The sequence below is a fragment of the Pedobacter frigiditerrae genome, from assembly GCF_032678705.1.
GTDB classification, from domain to species: domain Bacteria; phylum Bacteroidota; class Bacteroidia; order Sphingobacteriales; family Sphingobacteriaceae; genus Pedobacter; species Pedobacter frigiditerrae_A.
Window position 1 is genome coordinate 288,210 of the sequence record NZ_JAVTSS010000001.1, and the last position, 18,651, is coordinate 306,860.

An 18,651-nucleotide genomic window follows, 5' to 3' on the forward strand; every position below is an offset into this window, starting at 1 on the left:
ATTTGCGTGTGTGCAAAAAAATAATTTACAAATGTTAGATCAAAATCAAACAACCACAGAGAAAATTGAGAATAGGAAATTAGTTATTTATCAAGCTCTTGTTCGTTATTTTGGAAACAAAAATACAACCAATAAATTCTACGGATCAATTGAAGAAAATGGTAGTGGAAAATTTAATGACATTGATGAAAAAGCACTTCAAGAGATAAAAAAGTTAGGTGCTAATTACATTTGGTTCACTGGCGTAATTGAGCACGCCACTATGACTGATTATACAAAAGACGGAATAAAAGCTGATGACCCTGATATTGTAAAAGGAAGGGCAGGCTCGCCTTATGCTATTAAAGATTATTATGATGTTGACCCAGATTTAGCGGTTGATGTGAAAAATAGGATGGCAGAATACGAAGCTTTAATTAAACGTACACATGATAATGGTTTAAAAGTGTTGATGGATTTTATTCCGAATCACGTAGCCAGAACCTATCATTCTGATTCGAAACCTAGCCATGTTATAGATTTGGGTGCTCAAGATGATACTACAAGAAGCTTCGATCCTCAAAATGATTTCTATTATATTCCTGATCAAAAATTTATTGTTCCAGCAGGTTACAATCCAGGAGGCAATGAATATCAAAGCCCATTAAAAGATGGGAAATTCGATGAAAATCCAGCAAAAGCTACTGGAAACAATGTATTTAATCACGCACCGAAATTGGATGATTGGTTTGAGACCATCAAGCTAAATTATGGCTTAGATGTACAGCATAACAATGCGAAGAACTTTTTGCCCCAACCTCCAGTTTGGAAAAAAATGAGAGATATTCTGGCTTATTGGGCATCAAAAGGTGTGGATGGTTTTAGGTGTGATGTTGCGGAAATGGTGCCAGTTGAATTTTGGAGTTGGGTAATCAGCGATTTAAAAAAGAAATATCCCGACTTGGTTTTTATTGGCGAAGCTTACGATAGAAATGAATACAAGAACTTTTTAGTTAACGGAAAGTTCGATTACTTGTATGATAAGGTTGGTTTATACGACGGTTTGAAACGATTAATGATGAACGATAGTAAAGCGACTGTTAAAGACATTAGCTTCGTTTGGCAAAAAGAAAGCAACGGTTTTTCTCAGCACATGTTGCGTTTCTTAGAAAATCATGATGAAACTAGAATCGCTTCAAAGGATTTTGCAGGTAATGCTTGGTATGGTATTCCAGGAATGGTTGTCACGGCTACTTTATCATCTGGTCCGGTTATGATTTATAACGGACAGGAAGTTGGCGAACCAGCAAATGGGGCAGAAGGATTTGGAGGTGATGATGGTCGCTCAACGATATTCGATTATTGGGGGGTACCAAATCACCAGAAATGGATGAATAACGGAGCTTTTGATGGTGGTAAATTGAGTGAAGATGAAAAAAAACTTCGCCTGTTTTATAGTAAGTTATTAAATCTAGTTACTACAAATGAAGCTATATCAAGCGGAAATTTCTACGAACTCTTACAAGCCAATAAATCATCAAAAGGTTTCAATGATAGAGTTTATGCTTACTTAAGGTACACAGAAAATAAACGTGTTTTAATACTAGCTAATTTTAATAGAAAAGAAACAAATCTGAACGTAAATCTTTCGAAGGACGTTTTAGCTGCCTTTAATTTAGAAAGTAAGGCTATTACATTCACAGATTTATTAACCGAAAGCAAGTTTAAAACCGAAAACATCAATATTGGGCTAAATATAGATATGCCTGCAACAAGTGCTGTATTATTAGAATTTTAATCCGTCGACTACGCTCAGGATGAATGTCAGTCTGAGCGTAGTCGAAGACTAACCAAATAAACTATGACCAATTTTTCACGCAAGCCAAAACTTTCTTTTTGGAGCATTTTTAACATGAGCTTTGGCTTTTTAGGCATCCAATTCGGCTTTGCGCTGCAAGGTGGTTTCATGTCTCGTATCTTTCAAACCTTAGGTGCTAGTCAAGATAGTATTCCTGCTTTGTGGGTTGCAGCGCCTTTAACTGGCTTATTGGTACAGCCAGTAATTGGTTATTTGAGCGATAGAACTTGGAGTCAAAGATGGGGAAGGAGAAAACCATTCTTTTTGATTGGAGCAGTATTAAGTACCATCGTTTTGTTCTTCTTGCCAAATTCGCCAGTATTATGGGTTGCTGCAGGTTGTCTTTGGGTTTTAGATGCATCCATCAACATTACAATGGAACCTTTTAGAGCTTTAGTGGCTGATAAATTACCTGATTCTCAACGTTCTTATGGTTTTGTCATGCAGACGTTGATTATTGGAGTAGGAACTTGGATTGCAAGTAACCTGCCTTGGTTAGTAAATAAAATGGGCGTTTCTAACGAAGCATTGCCTGGTTTAGTTCCTCTTTCTGTTAAAATTGCTTTTGCAATAGGTGGAGCAGTATTTCTAATTTCCGTTTTGTATACAATTTTTACCACAACAGAGTATCCGCCAGATGACTTAGAAGAGTTTAAAAAAGAAAACGAGCAGAGTAAGGGTTTCCTGAATGGCTTTAATGAAATCTTTTCTAGCATCGGCAAGATGCCAAAAACAATGAAGCTACTGGGTGTAATTCAGTTTTTTAGTTGGTTTGCATTTTTTGCCATGTGGAGCTTGGCAACACCTGCATTAACCACACACGTTTTCCATGCACCAGCACCAGTAGAATCGGCTTTTAACATGGCTGATGAAGGCTCAAAAGCATTGTTTATGACAGCTAGTAAGGCATATAATGATGCTGCTGATTTGGTGGGTTCATATATGGGAATGTATGGCTTATCATCAATGGCTTTTGCTTTGTTATTAACTTTCTATGCAGCAAAAAGAAGTATCAATAGGAAATATATCCACATGTTTAGTTTAATACTTGGTGGATTAGGTTTTATATCAATGTATTATATTCAAGACCCACAGCAACTTATATATTCTTTTATTTTGGTCGGAATTTCATGGGGAAGTATCCTATCTATGCCATACGCCATGTTGTCTAGCGCTATAAATCCAAAAAAAATGGGGATTTATATGGGGATTTTTAATATGTTTATTGTAATTCCGCAAATCATTGCTGCAACAGGTGGTTTAAATTATTTATATCACGTTATTTTTGGCGAGGAAGTAATCAATTCTATGTTATTGGCTGGCTCTGCTTTAATTATTGGCGGACTGGCGAATTTTTTGATTACAGACAAAAAAGTAATTACTCATCAGGCAGAGGATACGGAAGTTTTGGAATAATGGAGTAATACCTTTGATAAAATACTTATGGCAGAAGATACGAATAGCGACGAGAAACAAATTTTAGCAGAAACAATTGGCGGAGAAAATACAGAAGAGATAATTCAACACCTTAACAATCCTGTTACCGATTTAAAACCTATTGTTAAACAATATTTAACTACAGTTACAAAGGTTAAAAAAGAAGGGAATAAATTCTACTTTTCTGATGGTAATGCAAAGGTAGAAGTTAGGGTTGTTAGTGATGAAATTATTAGGGTTAGATTAGCACCTCATGGTGTTTTTCTTGATGATTTCTCTTACGCTGTTCCTGTTGTAGATCAGAAAGTAACAACCTTTAGGTTAGAGGAAAACGATGAATATTATTCAATTTCAACCAATACAGTTACCTGTAAAGTTAGAAAAGAAGATTTTCTAGTTTCGTTTGTAGATAATGCTACTGCAATGGTTATGAGCCAGGACGCTTCTCCAATGCACTGGGAAGAAAACGTTGAGTTTGGTGGTTATTACGTTTACGCGACCAAGGAATGTTTAAAAGAAGAAAATTTCTTCGGTTTAGGCGATAAGTCTGGTAACATGAACTTACGTGGCAGAAAGTTCCAGAATTGGAATACTGACGCTTACTCTTTTGGCTGGGATCAAGACCCATTATATCGTACCATTCCTTTTTATATTGGCATTCATGAAGGTGCTGGATATGGAATTTTCTTTGATAATACCTTCCGCTCTTATTTCGATTTTGGAAGAGAGAATAACGAGAAAACCAGCTTTTGGGCTGATGGTGGCGAACTTCAATATTATTACATCCATGGGCCGCACATGATGGATGTGGTTAAACGATATCAAACTTTAACTGGAACACATCAATTACCACCAAAATGGGCATTAGGTTATCATCAGTGTAGATGGAGCTATTACCCAGAAAGTAAGGTGAGAGAAGTGGCTGAAGGTTTTAGGTCACGCCAAATTCCTTGTGATGCGATATACCTAGATATCGATTACATGGATGGCTACCGTTGTTTTACATGGAATAAAAAATACTTTCCAGATCCTAAAAAGATGATCAAGGATTTATTGAACATTGGTATGAAAACCGTTGTGATGATTGATCCAGGAATTAAAGTAGACGATAATTATTGGGTATTTAAAGAAGGAAAAGAAAACAATTTCTTTTGTCGCCGTAGTGATGATTATTTCATGGAAGGTCACGTTTGGCCAGGAAGATGCCAATTCCCAGATTTTACCAATCCAACAGTTAGAGAATGGTGGGGGGGGTTATATAAGGAGTTAGTAGATCTAGAAGTAGCAGGAGTTTGGAATGACATGAATGAACCTGCAGTTTTTGGTGCAGGAACTTTTCCAAATGATGTTAGACATAATTACGATGGTTACAGAGGCTCTCATCGTAAAGCACATAATGTTTATGGCATGCAAATGGTACGTTCTACGTATGATGGTTTGAAAAAACTAATGCGTAACAAACGTCCTTTTACCATTACTAGAGCTGGCTATTCAGGTATGCAACGTTATGCAAGTGTTTGGACTGGCGATAATGTAGCTACTTGGGAGCATTTAAAATTGGGTAATATCCAGTGTCAGCGCATGTCTATTTCAGGTGTTCCTTTTTGTGGAACAGATATAGGCGGATTTAGCGGAGAGCCAGATGGTGAATTATTTACCAGATGGATTCAGTTAGGTACTTTTTCTCCTTTCATGAGAGCACACTCTGCTGGAGATACTTCTGAACGTGAACCTTGGAGTTTTGGCGAACCTTTTACAGCTATTAACCGCAAGTTTATAGAATTACGTTACCGCTTAATGCCATACATTTATTCGGTTTTCTGGGAACATCATCGTTATGGTTTCCCTATCTTAAGACCATTAGCTATGTTAGAGCAAGAAAATATTGGTAATCATTACCGTCAGGATGAATTTACTTTTGGTGATAAAATTCTAGTTTGTCCTGTTCTAGAACAAGGTGCAGTTTCTAGAATTGTTTATTTGCCAAAAGGGCAATGGTATAATTTCTGGACGCATCAATTATTAGATGGAGGGAAAGAATACAATATCGATGCACCATTAGAGGATATGCCATTATTTGTAAGGGCAGGTTCTGTTATTCCAGAATATCCAGTAATGCAATATGTTGGCGAAAAACCGATTGATGAGGTTTGGCTAAATGTTTACTATGCGGATTATGAGGTAAACTCTTTCTTGTTTGAAGATCATGGAGATACTTTTGCCTACGAGCAAGATATTTACTTAGAAAAGAAATTTAGTGTAAGAGGAGATGGTAAAAACTTATTTATCCAACAAGCCATTGAAGGTCTTTATACACCAAATTACGAATTATACGATTTTAATATAATTGGCGTGCCATTTAAAATCAGTAAGGTTTTTGTTGATGATAAAGAAACAGATTTCAGCATTGATGAACGCCAACGTTTAAGGTTTAAATCGAATAAAAACTTCATCCATATTAAAATTATAGGCGCTTAAGTTTAAAGAAATAGAACTATGTTTAAGAGATTGATATTCATTTACAGTCATCATTTTAAACTAGTTCTATTTCTTAATTTCTGCCTCAGCCTGTTTTTCGCTTATCTCTTTCTTTTAAAAGGATTTGATAAAATTCCTTTATATAACCTAGCCATAGTTTTTAAAGCAATCGCGTATGCCATTACATTTGGTATAGAGAAATTGATGTTTGCCCAGCGAATTTACTATTACCGTAATTTAGGCTTTGGTTACAGAAAGATATTTAGCGTTATTTTTTGTGTTGATTTTTTAATTTTTATAACACTTTTATTGATTGTCTTTGTATGCAGGAGCTTTATATAGACAGTGTAAAACATAGTTTTGGAAAACTGGATGTGCTCAGTAGTGTATATCTCAATTGCAAAATAGGAGAGGTTGTTGGAGTTCTAGGACGTAATGGTTCAGGGAAATCAACGCTGTTGAAGATTATATTTGGTGCTATCAAGCCACATTTTAAGCATCTTAAATTGGATGGCGAACTAATTCAAAAAGGATATTTAACCAATCAAATTTCTTACTTGCCACAAGGATATTTTATTCCTCATTATTTAAAGGTTAAAGATTTGATTGATTTGTATATTAATAACTATAAAGAACAAATCCTTGATATTGATGTTTTTAAGTTAAACCTAAACGAGTCTATTGGTAATTTATCTGGTGGAAATAGAAGGTTGGTAGAAGCATTGCTCATTATTTATAGTGATGCAAAATATGTGTTGTTAGATGAACCTTTTTCGCAACTAGATCCATTAGTTACTGATCAAATTAAAATGCATATTCAAAAATTGAAAACTGACAAAGGCTATATTGTTACTGATCACCATTACAGTAAAATACTAGAAGTTTCGTCTCGCGTAATGCTGATAAATAATGGCTGTAATTATAATATAAATAATGAAGATGATTTAAGATTGTATGGTTATTTGCCAAATTGAAAATGTTAAAAAATGTTGGCGGTAACACCAACACCAGATGTAAAAAATAATTCTGATTTACTCTGTTTAAAAAAGTAAATTAGGACTGTATAAATTAATACTAAGTTAGTTGTTGCCAAAAAAACTTTAACCAGAACCAAATATGGCCATTACAAAAAAGAAATCCACAGTTAAAACAAAAGTGGCAGTTAAAGAGGTAAAGACAACAAAAAAAGAGAGTCCATTTATAGATTATAGTAAACGCGTTTGGGTTCATAGCCTGTTAAGCGACTTTGATATTGCCCTTTTCGTATCTGGAAAACATTTCCGTTTATACGAAAAGATGGGTGCACACTTACTCACCGTAAATAAAACTGCGGGTACTTATTTTGCAGTTTGGGCTCCAAATGCACAAGAGGTTGCCGTAATGGGCGGTTTTAATGGGTGGAATAGGGAAAGTCATTCTTTATATAAACGCTGGGATGCTTCTGGTATTTGGGAAGGTTTTATCCCTTTTGTAGGAAAGGGCGAAGTTTATAAATATTATATCAAGGGTTTTGATGGGAGTGATTTAGAAAAAGGAGATCCTTATGCGTTGAGATGGGAACATCCGCCTCAAAAAGCTTCCATAGTTTGGGATACTGATTATACTTGGAAAGATAAAGCTTGGCTTACCAAAAGACCTAAACTAAATGCTTTAGATCAACCCATATCTGTTTATGAGCTGCATTTAGGTTCTTGGCAACGCGACCCAAGCAATCCAGAGCGTGTTTTAAGTTATGGCGAAATTGCCAATACCTTAGTTCCATATATTTTAGAAATGGGCTTTACGCATGTGGAGTTAATGCCAATTATGGAGTATCCATATTACCCATCATGGGGATATCAAATCACTGGATATTTTGCCGCTAGTTCTAGACACGGTTCTCCACAAGATTTAATGTATCTGATAGAGGAATTACACAAAAACAATATTGCGGTAATTTTAGATTGGGTGCCTTCACATTTTCCAGGAGATGCAAATGGCTTGTTCAATTTTGATGGCACACATTTATTTGAACATGCTGATATGCGTAAAGGATTTCATCCCGATTGGAAATCTTACATCTTCAACTATGATAGAAATGAAGTCCGCTCTTTCTTAATTAGCAATGCAATGTTCTGGATAGATCAATTTCATGCAGATGGTTTAAGAGTTGATGCCGTAGCTTCCATGTTGTATTTTGACTTTTCGAGAACAGCTGATGAAGCAGGAACAAATGAATATGGTGGAAGTGAAAATTTGGGTGCCATCCAGTTTCTGAAAGATTTAAATGAAGCAATCTATGGCAATTACAAAGGCGTACATACCATTGCAGAAGAAAGCAGCACCTTTGACGGCGTAACTAGACCAGTGTATGCAGGTGGCTTAGGCTTCGGGATGAAATGGATGATGGGTTGGATGAATGATACTTTAAAGTATTTCAAGAATGATCCAATTGCCAGAAAACATCAACACCACCAATTGACGTTTAGTATGACTTATGCGTTTACCGAAAACTTCATGCTGCCTTTTTCACATGATGAAGTAGTGCATGGTAAATCGTCTATGATTTATAAAATGCCTGGAGATGAGTGGCAAAAGTTCGCTAACCTACGTGTGTTGTACGCTTATATGTTTACACATCCAGGAACCAAATTGCTGTTCATGGGTAACGAATTTGCCCAAACCAATGAGTGGAATTTTACCGAGTCATTAAGTTGGGATTTATTGCAATATCCACCACACGCAGGAATGCAGCAATTGGTTAAAGCGCTAAACTTCCTTTATCGCAAAGAACCAGCCTTATATAGGTACAATTTCTCTTATGAAGGTTTTGAGTGGGTAGATGCTGATAACGCCGATAGCTCTATTTATGTATATGCCCGAAAGGCAGAAAAGGCAAAAGATACTTTGGTAATTGTATTGAATTTCACGCCAGTTTACCGAGAAAACTTTAGGGTAGGTATGCCGATGAAAGGGAAATGGAAAGAAATTTTTAATACCGATGCGGTTGAGTTTTATGGCAGCGGTAAACTAAATGAAGGATTGTTCGATACCGAAAATATTGATTACAATAACCATCCACAGTCCATTTCAATTAATGTTCCACCTTTAGCGGTCTGTATTTTTAAGAAGGGAGTTTGATATTCATTCAATTTGTTTGTCATTCAGAGCGCAGCGAAGAATCTATTTAGTGAATTTTACGTATAGATCCCTCCAAAGTCGGAATGACGGATTATTTTTTAAATAAGATGCTAAAAAGAACCTTCAAATTTCATAAAAATGATAAAGCAGAATGGTGGTTAACCTTGCCAGAATGGAAAGGCGACCCAGAAGATTTACAAATGATAGAAGGTGCAGATCAATGGTTGGATTTAGTTGGTGATGATGCTGAAAACGTTGAGATTGAAATGTCTGACCAATCTTTTGAAAATGCAGAAACCTTAACGTTATTACATATTAAAGAGCAGAATCATGGCGGTGGTGGGATTTATTATTTAGAAACCTACCAAGGTGAGAAACAAGATCTAAAACTGTGGCTTTGTGAAGTAACCAGTTTTGTATTTGATTGCATTCCGCAGAAATTGTTTTTTAAGGTGAGGTAGTTTTTAGAGAATACGTCATTGCGAGCCTCTGTTTTTCACAGGGCGAAGCAATCTTTCTTGAAGGTATTAAACCAGCATAGGCTTATGGTCTTCAGCTTTTTTTCCTCTGCCAAATCTCTTCCTTAAAACTAATATCATCACAAACACCAGAACAAATCCAACCCCACTACCTATAATTAAAATCCAATTTGTAGCGCTAGCTAATTCTATGTGCTGATCTGTACCCATATAGATTAGGTTATCCCAATAATAAGGTAAATAAAAAGCATTGTTGTTTTGAGCTTTATTTAGCCAATCGATTTTTGCTTGATGTAAGGCTTCGCCATTACTTTTATGGTTAACCAAATGTTTATAGAAATCACCGATTATAACGGAAGCTGCCACATCATTTACATTCCATAAACCAGCTATAGTTGCTGGAGTTCCAATCGCATTAAAACCCCTTGAGAGACTAATTATTCCTTCGCCATTGGCCAATAAACCATCTGCGGTTCTACAAGCACTTAGTACCACTAAAGATGGAGCTTGTTTTTTTGCGGAGAGCTCAAACAAGAATAATTTCTCTTTATCGAGATCTAATGTTGGCTCCTGATTTTTACCAGATAAGTAAGCGTGGGTGCCAATGTGTAAAACCTGACTATTTTCAAATGCATTATTGAGCGTAGCACTGTTTACTTTTTCATCAAAAAGAAAATCTCCGTTTATTATTTTCTTTATTGCCGCAGCTTCATCCTTAACTGCTTGTAAAGGTTTTAATCCATTTTTTTGATGGGCAATAAACAGACCTGTAAAGTTCTTGGCTCTTGATGCATTCTTATGAGCACTTAACGTTTTTAAGGAAAAAGCATAAGTTAAACTATTGCTTTTAATCAGAAATGGCCAGCTTGAAATGCTAGGCTTATAATTGTTGTCTGTTATCAAACCATCAAAAGAAATAAAACCCAAAACATCATCAGGAATAATAATAACAGATTCGTTTTTTTGCAGTTTAATTCCACGGAGAATGGTTTGGTAAATTTGATGGGAAGTTAAATAAAATGCCTTGGGATCATTAATCATTGCATCAGCACCATGCTGAAAATAAGTATTTGCATAGGTTTGAATGGCTTTTTTTATTTCGCTTGAATGGTCTAACTTAATTACATTGTTGACTTTTCGATTCTCAATATCAATGATATAAATAGCATCTTTCCCAAAAAAATATTCAATTATTTTTTGATTTGGCAATGCAGATAAAACCGTAGTGATTGGGATGTTAAAACTCTCGTCGTTAAATTGTTTATGTGTTTGTTTGATTTGTTTGTTTACCAGCGCCAAATAGTATTTCAGCTTTGCGGTTTCTGTTGAGCTTTTATTACTCTTGCCTTCAATTTCCTGTTTTTCATTATAAATGATTGCCCTTTCATAAGCTTGTTTTTTAATGAAAAGAGAATCCTTCTGGTTGGCTGCCGCAAGCAATTGATTTCTATTGATCTGATCTAATAGAGTTCTACTTTTACTCTGCTCAGCAAGGTTTAAAATTTCATTTAAAAGCGATTTATCCTTGGTTTGCTGATAAAGGTTAAAAGTGATTTCAATGCCTTTTTCGGCTATCAGTTTGAGACTAACCTGTAAACGTTCCTTTGTCTTGTCATCAGCAAATTCATTTCTAATTTTATCTGCAGAAAGCAATGCCCACTTGATATATTGATAAGCTTCTTTGGGCTTGTTTAACTTTAAATTAGCATTTGCCAATTCCCTAAAAACATCAACAACCATGTTGTCGCCATATATTTTAGTAACATCAACTTTGTTTTGGCTGCTGATTTTTAAAGTAGATATTGTCTGATTAAAATAATTAATCGCTAATTGTGGCTCGTTTTCTAATAATTTAATAGTGCCTAGTTGGGTTAAGATATTGGCCTTTTCCCTTAGCCTAGTACCGATATAATATTTGTTAAGGATGTTTAAAGCGTTATTAAAATAGCTTTCAGCTTGCTGTATTTTATTCAGCTCTTTAAAGATATTTCCGGCAGACGTATAAGAACCCATTAACCAATAAGCATTATCTCGGTCGATGATTTTTTGCTTGGCGATGTTATTTTCTATCAGCTTTGCTGCGGTTGCATATTCTCTTTTATCGAATAAAATATCTGCTAAAATGTTGTTTAAGATGATGTTTACTTGGTCTTTCTGATGGGTTAATTTCAAGCCTGCATTTACACTTTTTTCAGCTTCACTGAGGTTACCCATAGAGCGGTAAGAAATAGCGATGTTGCTATATACAGCGGCAATATTTGCTGGCTTTTCCTTAATCTGATTAAGGAACTTTACAGCGAGAAGTTGTAGATACAAGGCTCTTTCATAATCGCCGAGCCTAGTATAATTATTACTTAATGGCTTGGCGGTATATTCTACAATATCATAATCAGCTACTTTGTTTTTGAGATAGTAGGCATAAGCATCTTCATAGCTATTTGTAGAACCTAAAATATTTCCATCTAACAATTGATAATAACCTTGTGTGCTTAATAGATTTAGCCAAACATAATGTTCGCTAGCTGTTTTTGCCTTGCGCCAAGCCTTATTTTGCGTTTCCATCAAATAAGCTAATCGCAACTGCGGATTTTCGCTTACGTACTTAATCCGTTCATAAATCCAATCGCTAAGGTTATCCTTTTGTTTAAATAAATCTAGCCTTTTCTGAATGGCAACGCCCTGCGCAAACAAGAAAACATTTGAGCAAATGAATAACGTTAAAAATGTAAAACGTAATAATACCGAACGCATAAGAGAGATTGCAGTTCAGCTAATTTAGTAAATTAGATCGTCATCTCGACGATAGGAGAGATCTATTAGTTGAAACTTATTAGTAGATATCTCCTCGTTGCCTGCCTGCCGGACAGGCAGGCACGGCGTTCGATATGAAGAAATGTAGTGAGTTAAAACTTCCAAGTAACATAAGTAGCCATTCTGTTGTTGTTTGTTTTTGGGTCATATAGATACCTAAATCCAATTGATGGGCCAACCCTTACCAGCCCTAACTGTACATCGGCAAAAAAGGAAACCCTTGCATTAGCAAAATTCTCTTTTAGTTCGTTGGCAATTAACTTTAAATCAGATGTTGTACTTGTGCCATTGGCACTTTGAGTGCTTAACTTATAATCAAGTACATCAGTGTTTTTGTTATAAATGTCTAAAGCAACTAAAGCGCCTGCACCCGCACCAATATATTTGCTAATGTTGTACCTCATTTGGGCAGGCACTAAATTGATGGTCGTTACTTTTCTAAACTTTGTATAGTCCTTATTCAATATTCGATATGGGATACGATTAATGAGTGTGTCTTTTCCTGGTCCGCTCGAGCTAACCAATTCGGAACTTTCTTTAAACGAACTAAGGTATAGCTCAGCTTGCCAATAATATCGATGTGGTGCATAAGGTGCTAAACTTCCACCAATAACTACATTTTTGCTGTTTAGGTAATTTTTATTGTCGGTTTCAAAAGGGAAACCATAACCAATAATTAAACCTGGTGACAAGCCCATTTTAAATCGGCCGACTGCTCTATTGGTATAAATCGGCTCATTTTTATCAAATACAATTGCCGCCCCACTTTTAATGGGCAGCTTTTTAGGTTTCTCCTTAAACTTGATCTTATATTCTACAAAACCCATAGTCGAGTCGGCATCATTTACCCCTTTTTGCTGTAAACCTGGCAGGTAAATATTGCTAAACACAAAATGGACACTATCGGTTCCTTTGATGGTTTTGATACAGCTTTGGTTAGTATAGGCAGAATCGCAATTAATTACCTCAGGTTTGGTCTTGGTAATTTTTATCGTTTCCTGATTAAATACCTCAGAGATATTTACGGCAACATCAACTTTTTTTGCAGGACCTTTACCTGTGTTTTGGAAACGTATTTTATAAGTTAACTCTCTGTTTTTTCCTGTAAAACGATAATTCATCCTGGTTTTACGCAATACCATCTTATTAGGGTCATGGGAAGCCACAATTTGTAACTCCATGTTAAAAAACTCTTTTTCTACTAAAGGATTATCTGGGATAAAAACAGCTGTGATTCTTACCACTGCATTGGTATCCTTTAACATTTCTGGTGTTGTTTTAAAATGCATGAACAGAAAACGTTCTTCATTTTGTTTCAGGTTTTCGAAACGCCAAGTTTCACTGCTTTTAAAATCCTTTGCTTTATCGCTGAGTAATACCTTTTCATCAGCATTAAATTGCATTTCATTTAACGAAGCATAATAAACAGCAGAATTATTTTTTTTAATGGGTAAATAGGCAGTTGACAATAATGGTTTTAAATCAGCTTTCTTTTCTTCATTATAAGCTCTCGTTTCTGCCAAAACAAAATTGTTATTAGCAAACTCTTTATCATTAAATAAAATGGCAACTGTTCCGTTTAAATTCTGTTGACCGTTTTCTGCTTTGTTTCTATAGCCAAAAACAATCATCATGTCATCACCAGGCTTGGGCATACAATTGCTTTTCAGTTCTATGCTACCACCCATTTTAAATAGTGATGGCTCGATAGAATTAGAAGCCATCATCGGTCTGCTGGTCGTATTAGGTTTAATGATTGGTTTTGGTTTGGTTGGCGGACGTTTGCCATCATCGTAATTGTTGGTGGCATATAGTCTGGCTAGAATTGGGTCTTTGCCTTTATAAATATGGATAGGATCTTTCTCAAAACTAAAACCTCCATCACCAAACTCCCAGAAATAAGTGTAAAATGGAGCGGGAGCACCTGCAATTTGCCTTAAAGGCCTTAACTCAGAAGTAAATTTGGTAACGCCATTTTCTGTCGTGTAATTGATAATTGCAGGTACAGTATCACTGGGTAAAACCTGCGCATAAGCAGTACTAATACCTACAAAAAGCAAAATTGAGAATAGCGTTTTCATCTGTTATTTGGTTTTTTATTGATGAAGCCTTTTGATGTTTAAACATACAAGCTTCATCATTATTAAATTTATAGATTTTTATTTGATATAAAGAAAAGATGAGACCAAATGAATGGTCCCATCTTTATTATTAATATTTGGGAATATTAGTAGTTATTCAAACTGTTAATGGCAGCTTGTACTTGTGCTTCAGTAGTTTCTACTAAGGTTAATGTAATACTCTGACTAGCCACAATTGTTGTTTCTAGCTCTGCATAGTAATATTTTCCATCTTTAATAGAGAACGATAAATATTTACCCTGAACGCCAATTGGCATTACATCATCATAACTTTTCACTTTGTTTGGTCCATCTGGAGTATATAGCTGTGCTGCTACATTGCTTCCTTTTGCACAGAAGAATACAAATGTCTCTCCGCTAAATGCTCTAAAAGAAGCCATCGAACCAGGATTGTTTACCAAGGTTACACGTGTAGTTGTTTTCGGATTGGCATAACTGTAAAACACATCACAATTGATCCAACCTAAATTGCCCATGTCAAAAGTAAATGAACCGGCTGCGGCATCTGCCTCACGTTTGATTTGTAAACCACCACCAGCAGGGTTTTGTACAGGTGCTTGCCAAGCCATTTGGTTATCTGCACCCACTTTTTCTACGCCTTCCCAAATCTGCGTAACGCCCGTTCTGTTTGTTGGAATAGAAATTTTAATGGCTGCACTTAAAGCTTGGTCTACTTTTGTGCCATTTACACTTGCATTTAAGTAAATGAAACCATCTGATGCTAAAGGTGCACCGCTAATGTGATTGGTGTTGGTGCCACTAAATAAAACGTCGCTTCTTTTTAAAACTTCCATGGCATCAATGGTGATCTCCCCAGTTACAGCAACGCCACCTAGTTTAATGGCACCTGCCGGAATAATAATTTTTGTTCCGCCTTTTAAGGTAAAGGTGTTTGACGTACTTCCGTTAATTTTTAAACTTTGAACTTGCGGACCAAAAATGGCAGCAAATTCTTTAGCCGAGTTTGCAGTGTTTCCGTTGTTTTTGTCTTTTTTACAAGCTGCAGAAAATAAGATTATAATTGCAACTAATGCGTAGGTTAGGTTTAACTTTTTCATGATCTTTAATTTTAAATTTTTGATGCTTACTCTTTTAAAGGCTTTTCAGCGTGCGCCATTTCATAGGTTTTGATGATATATCAGCCAAACCAAAAAATTGTTACCCCTTATTTTTAAAATTATTTTCGCAATGCGGAAGAAAGAGTAAATTAGACTAACCAAATCGTCCTAAACTATCGCCAATGGCAAAACCAGTTCATCTAGACCAACGCTATTTAGTGGCCCTAATTAATAATGATGCAGGTCTTATCAATGAGATTTATAAAAAATGTGCGGGTAAGGTAAAATCTTTTGTTATTTTTAATAACGGTACCGCAAATGATGCCGAAGATATTTTTCAGGAAGCCTTGGTAGATATCTACAACCAAGCAAAATATAAAGATTTGCAACTCACTTGTCCTTTCGAACCTTTTCTTTTATTGGTGTGTAAACGCAAATGGTTAAATGCCCTAAAGAAAAAATCAGTTTTACAGGTAACAAATAGTGAAGATGATTTATTACTAATTGGCGAGGATACATTTGAACAGGCAGAGCAGCTGGCAGATCAAGCGGCTCAATCTGAAATATTCTTAAAGGCCTTTGAAAAACTGGGCGAGCGCTGCAAGGAAATTATAAAATGGAGCATGCAGGGCGATGCACAGGAAAAAGTGGCCGAAGCATTAGGTGTTACCTATGGCTACTTAAGGAAAAAGAAGTCTGAATGTATGGCGAGCCTAGTTAAATTGGTTCAAATAAATAAATAGAAATGATGACGGAAGATAAAATCTTGTGGGTTGCTCGCTATGTTGAGGGAGATATGGATGAAGCTGAAATTGCCGAATTTGAAACTCAGTTAAAGAGCGATGCTGAACTACAACAAAATTTAAAGGATTATCACCATATTCATCAAAGCCTAAAAATGAAATTGGCTAACAACGATGAATTAAAAAATACCTTACAAGGCTTTAATAAACAATATTTTGCCGCAGAGCCAAAAGTTGTTTCCTTTAAGCCAGTTTTAAAATGGTTAAGTGGTGTTGCTGCTATATTAGTGATAGGTTTATTTATTTGGGCACCATGGAATGCCAATTTATATGAAACCTACTCCGATGATAGCCAAATGCTGGTAACAGAAAGGGGAGCCGCAACTTTAACCGATTTAGATAAAGCCGCAGCCTTGTATAATGAAAAGGATTATGATGGAGCTAAAACAAGTCTCAAAAAACTTTATAGCCAACAACCGGCTAACGCAATGATTGCCTACTATTATGGTATGTCATTAATTAAAACCAATGCAGTAGAAAATGCGAGAAAAATATTAACACCAATTTTTAATGGCGAATCGGTATTTAAATACGAAGCAGCCTATAGTATTGCCTTAAGCTATTTAAAAGAAGATAACAAGGTTGATGCTAAAACTTGGTTGCAAAAAATCCCTGCAGAAACTACAAGATATGAGCAGGCGCAAGAGTTGTTAGGGAAGATGTAAAATGTAAAATGGAAGATGTAAGATGGAAGAGGGAAGTGGGAAGATGGGAAATATAAAATAGGGAATAGGCTGAAAACAATCAAAGACCCAACGCTAAACGAAAGACGATCAACGCCGAACGACTCAACTAAGGATAAATCAGATACTTCGCTCGTATAGCTTTAAATTTTTGCAGTCCAGGTTCCCAACTTTTTCTAATATCTGCTTCAGATACCCCAGCTATAATTTGTTTCCTTAATTGATCAGTGCCTATACGCAAATCAAAGGGAGATACACCTGTATTCGCTCTTTCCTTGCCAAAAAAGTTTGTCTTATCAGGATAAGCTTTGTAGAGTTCAATTACCCATGTTAAATTAAGCTGACGGCTCTTGCGTAAATTGTTGATATCATAATTACGAAGATCGAGACCGTAACAAACTGAGTCCTTTTGATTTGGTCTTTCGCTCATACCAGGGATACTTACTGGTTTGTAAGAGAAAGAATATTTGCCTTTTAGTGCAGGTGCACCTAATATGGTAAACGGCATATAAGTTCCCCTGCCTTCATTAATTGCTGTTCCTTCAAACATACATAAACTAGGGAAAAGCTCAACTGCTTGTTGCGTATTTAAATTTGGTGATGGATTGATTGGTAAAACATAAGGCGTATCATGGTCCCAATTGGCCACTTTGATGATCTTAATTTTGCATTTTTCCTTTAAGTAGCCCTCGCCGTTAAGGTATTGCGCAAATTCGCCAATAGTCATTCCATGCGTCATCGGTGTATAATGAATCCCTATGGCCGATTTAAACTTATCATCTGTCATTACTGGTCCATCTACTACATAGGCATTAGGATTTGGCCTATCAAGAATTAGTAATTCTTTACTGTTTTCTGCACAGGCTTCCATCACATATTCAAGCGTATTGATATTGGTATAGTAGCGGCAACCCACATCCTGAATGTCAAACACCATCAAATCTATATCTGCCAACTGTTCTTTTGTTGGTTTCTCGTTTTTGCCATATAATGAGATAATCGGAATGCCAGTCTTTGCATCTACCTCATTGTTCACTACAGCTCCATTACTGGCATTGCCTCTAAATCCATGCTCAGGGCCAAAGACTTTTACAATTTTAACGCCAAGGCTTATTAAACTGTCTATGCTGCTTTTTTTGCCAATTAACGAACTCTGATTGGCAACCATACCAATTCGTTTTCCTTTTAGGTAAGGCAGGTATTTTTCGGTCTGGTCGGCACCCGTAATAATTCTTGACTTATTAGCTGTACTTTGTTTTGACGACGCCATTTGTGCAGTACAATTAATGTTGCTGATAGCCAGAAAGGTTAAAAAAAGTATAGATGTAAGTCTCATCATTTTAGGTGGTTATATATTGGTATCTCCGTTCACAAATACTAAATTAAGAAATTTGGCTAAGGTATACTACTTATTCCGAAAGTCGGGAAGATGGAAGAGGTGAGATGGAAAGTGTAAGAAGATCCAGAAGTCGGAAAGTTAGGAAGATGACTAATTATACTAATGAACCAGTGACACCAATTGAACCAATGAACTACGTAGTAACTAATTTATTATTAAAGCGATATATATATATCGAAGAAAATAACGTTAAGCAATTATTGCATCTTGCTTCATCCTTAACGTAATGATAATTTAATAGTGAATTAACTTTCCATTAACTTAGTTGTATGCTAAGAGCAAGATAATCGTTAGCTAAACCATATAAAAAAAAAAGAACCTTATTGTTGTTGGGAATGACTGCAAAAAATTCCTTATTAATTGAAAATGTATGAATACCGTGAACAGTGCCATCCTCGTCCTCAT

The 18,651-nt window shown here is 35.9% G+C and carries 12 protein-coding genes; 8 read left to right on the top strand and 4 right to left on the bottom strand.

What is annotated here, in order from left to right:
• Positions 1–31: 31 nt before the first annotated feature.
• The 6 genes from R2Q59_RS01220 (at position 32) to R2Q59_RS01245 (ending at position 9,333) form a co-directional block, all read left to right on the top strand.
• Complete coding sequence (locus tag R2Q59_RS01220; RefSeq protein WP_316782959.1) at positions 32–1,777, top strand: alpha-amylase family glycosyl hydrolase; 1,746 nt, start codon at positions 32–34, stop codon at positions 1,775–1,777.
• Between the two features lie 63 nt (positions 1,778–1,840).
• Positions 1,841–3,253: an MFS transporter gene (locus R2Q59_RS01225; protein ID WP_316765202.1), complete on the top strand. Its 1,413-nt coding sequence runs from the start codon at positions 1,841–1,843 to the stop codon at positions 3,251–3,253.
• A gap of 27 nt (positions 3,254–3,280) precedes the next feature.
• The gene (locus tag R2Q59_RS01230) at positions 3,281–5,752 is read left to right on the top strand and encodes a glycoside hydrolase family 31 protein (RefSeq protein WP_316782962.1); all 2,472 of its coding nucleotides are present in this window, start codon (positions 3,281–3,283) and stop codon (positions 5,750–5,752) included.
• A gap of 323 nt (positions 5,753–6,075) precedes the next feature.
• Complete coding sequence (locus R2Q59_RS01235) at positions 6,076–6,726, top strand: ATP-binding cassette domain-containing protein (RefSeq protein ID WP_316765204.1); 651 nt, start codon at positions 6,076–6,078, stop codon at positions 6,724–6,726.
• A gap of 142 nt (positions 6,727–6,868) precedes the next feature.
• Complete coding sequence (gene glgB, locus R2Q59_RS01240) at positions 6,869–8,872, top strand: 1,4-alpha-glucan branching protein GlgB (protein ID WP_316782966.1); 2,004 nt, start codon at positions 6,869–6,871, stop codon at positions 8,870–8,872.
• Positions 8,873–8,979: 107 nt separating this feature from the next.
• Positions 8,980–9,333 carry a DUF6717 family protein gene (locus tag R2Q59_RS01245; protein ID WP_316765206.1) on the top strand — a complete coding sequence of 118 codons (354 nt, stop codon included), beginning with the start codon at positions 8,980–8,982 and terminating at the stop codon, positions 9,331–9,333.
• Between the two features lie 66 nt (positions 9,334–9,399).
• On the opposite strand, the gene R2Q59_RS01250 is transcribed toward R2Q59_RS01245, so the two are convergent.
• The 3 genes from R2Q59_RS01250 to R2Q59_RS01260 form a co-directional block, all read right to left on the bottom strand.
• Complete coding sequence (locus R2Q59_RS01250) at positions 9,400–12,102, bottom strand: CHAT domain-containing protein (protein ID WP_316782969.1); 2,703 nt, start codon at positions 12,100–12,102, stop codon at positions 9,400–9,402.
• 152 nt (positions 12,103–12,254) lie between these two features.
• Complete coding sequence (locus R2Q59_RS01255; RefSeq protein WP_316782972.1) at positions 12,255–14,243, bottom strand: hypothetical protein; 1,989 nt, start codon at positions 14,241–14,243, stop codon at positions 12,255–12,257.
• Positions 14,244–14,389: 146 nt separating this feature from the next.
• A complete protein-coding gene (locus R2Q59_RS01260; protein WP_316765209.1) occupies positions 14,390–15,361 on the bottom strand; it encodes a hypothetical protein in 972 nt (323 codons plus the stop codon).
• A 182-nt stretch (positions 15,362–15,543) separates the two neighbouring features.
• Here R2Q59_RS01260 and R2Q59_RS01265 point away from each other — a divergent pair, with 182 nt between their 5' ends.
• Both R2Q59_RS01265 and R2Q59_RS01270 read left to right on the top strand, forming a co-directional pair.
• Positions 15,544–16,104 (top strand): sigma-70 family RNA polymerase sigma factor, encoded by a 561-nt coding sequence (locus R2Q59_RS01265; protein ID WP_316765210.1) that lies wholly within the window; start codon positions 15,544–15,546, stop codon positions 16,102–16,104.
• Positions 16,105–16,106: 2 nt separating this feature from the next.
• Positions 16,107–16,829 carry a hypothetical protein gene (locus R2Q59_RS01270; RefSeq protein ID WP_316765211.1) on the top strand — a complete coding sequence of 241 codons (723 nt, stop codon included), beginning with the start codon at positions 16,107–16,109 and terminating at the stop codon, positions 16,827–16,829.
• Between the two features lie 127 nt (positions 16,830–16,956).
• Here R2Q59_RS01270 and R2Q59_RS01275 read toward each other — a convergent pair whose 3' ends face one another.
• Positions 16,957–18,186: a DUF1343 domain-containing protein gene (locus R2Q59_RS01275; protein ID WP_316782975.1), complete on the bottom strand. Its 1,230-nt coding sequence runs from the start codon at positions 18,184–18,186 to the stop codon at positions 16,957–16,959.
• Positions 18,187–18,651: the final 465 nt, after the last annotated feature.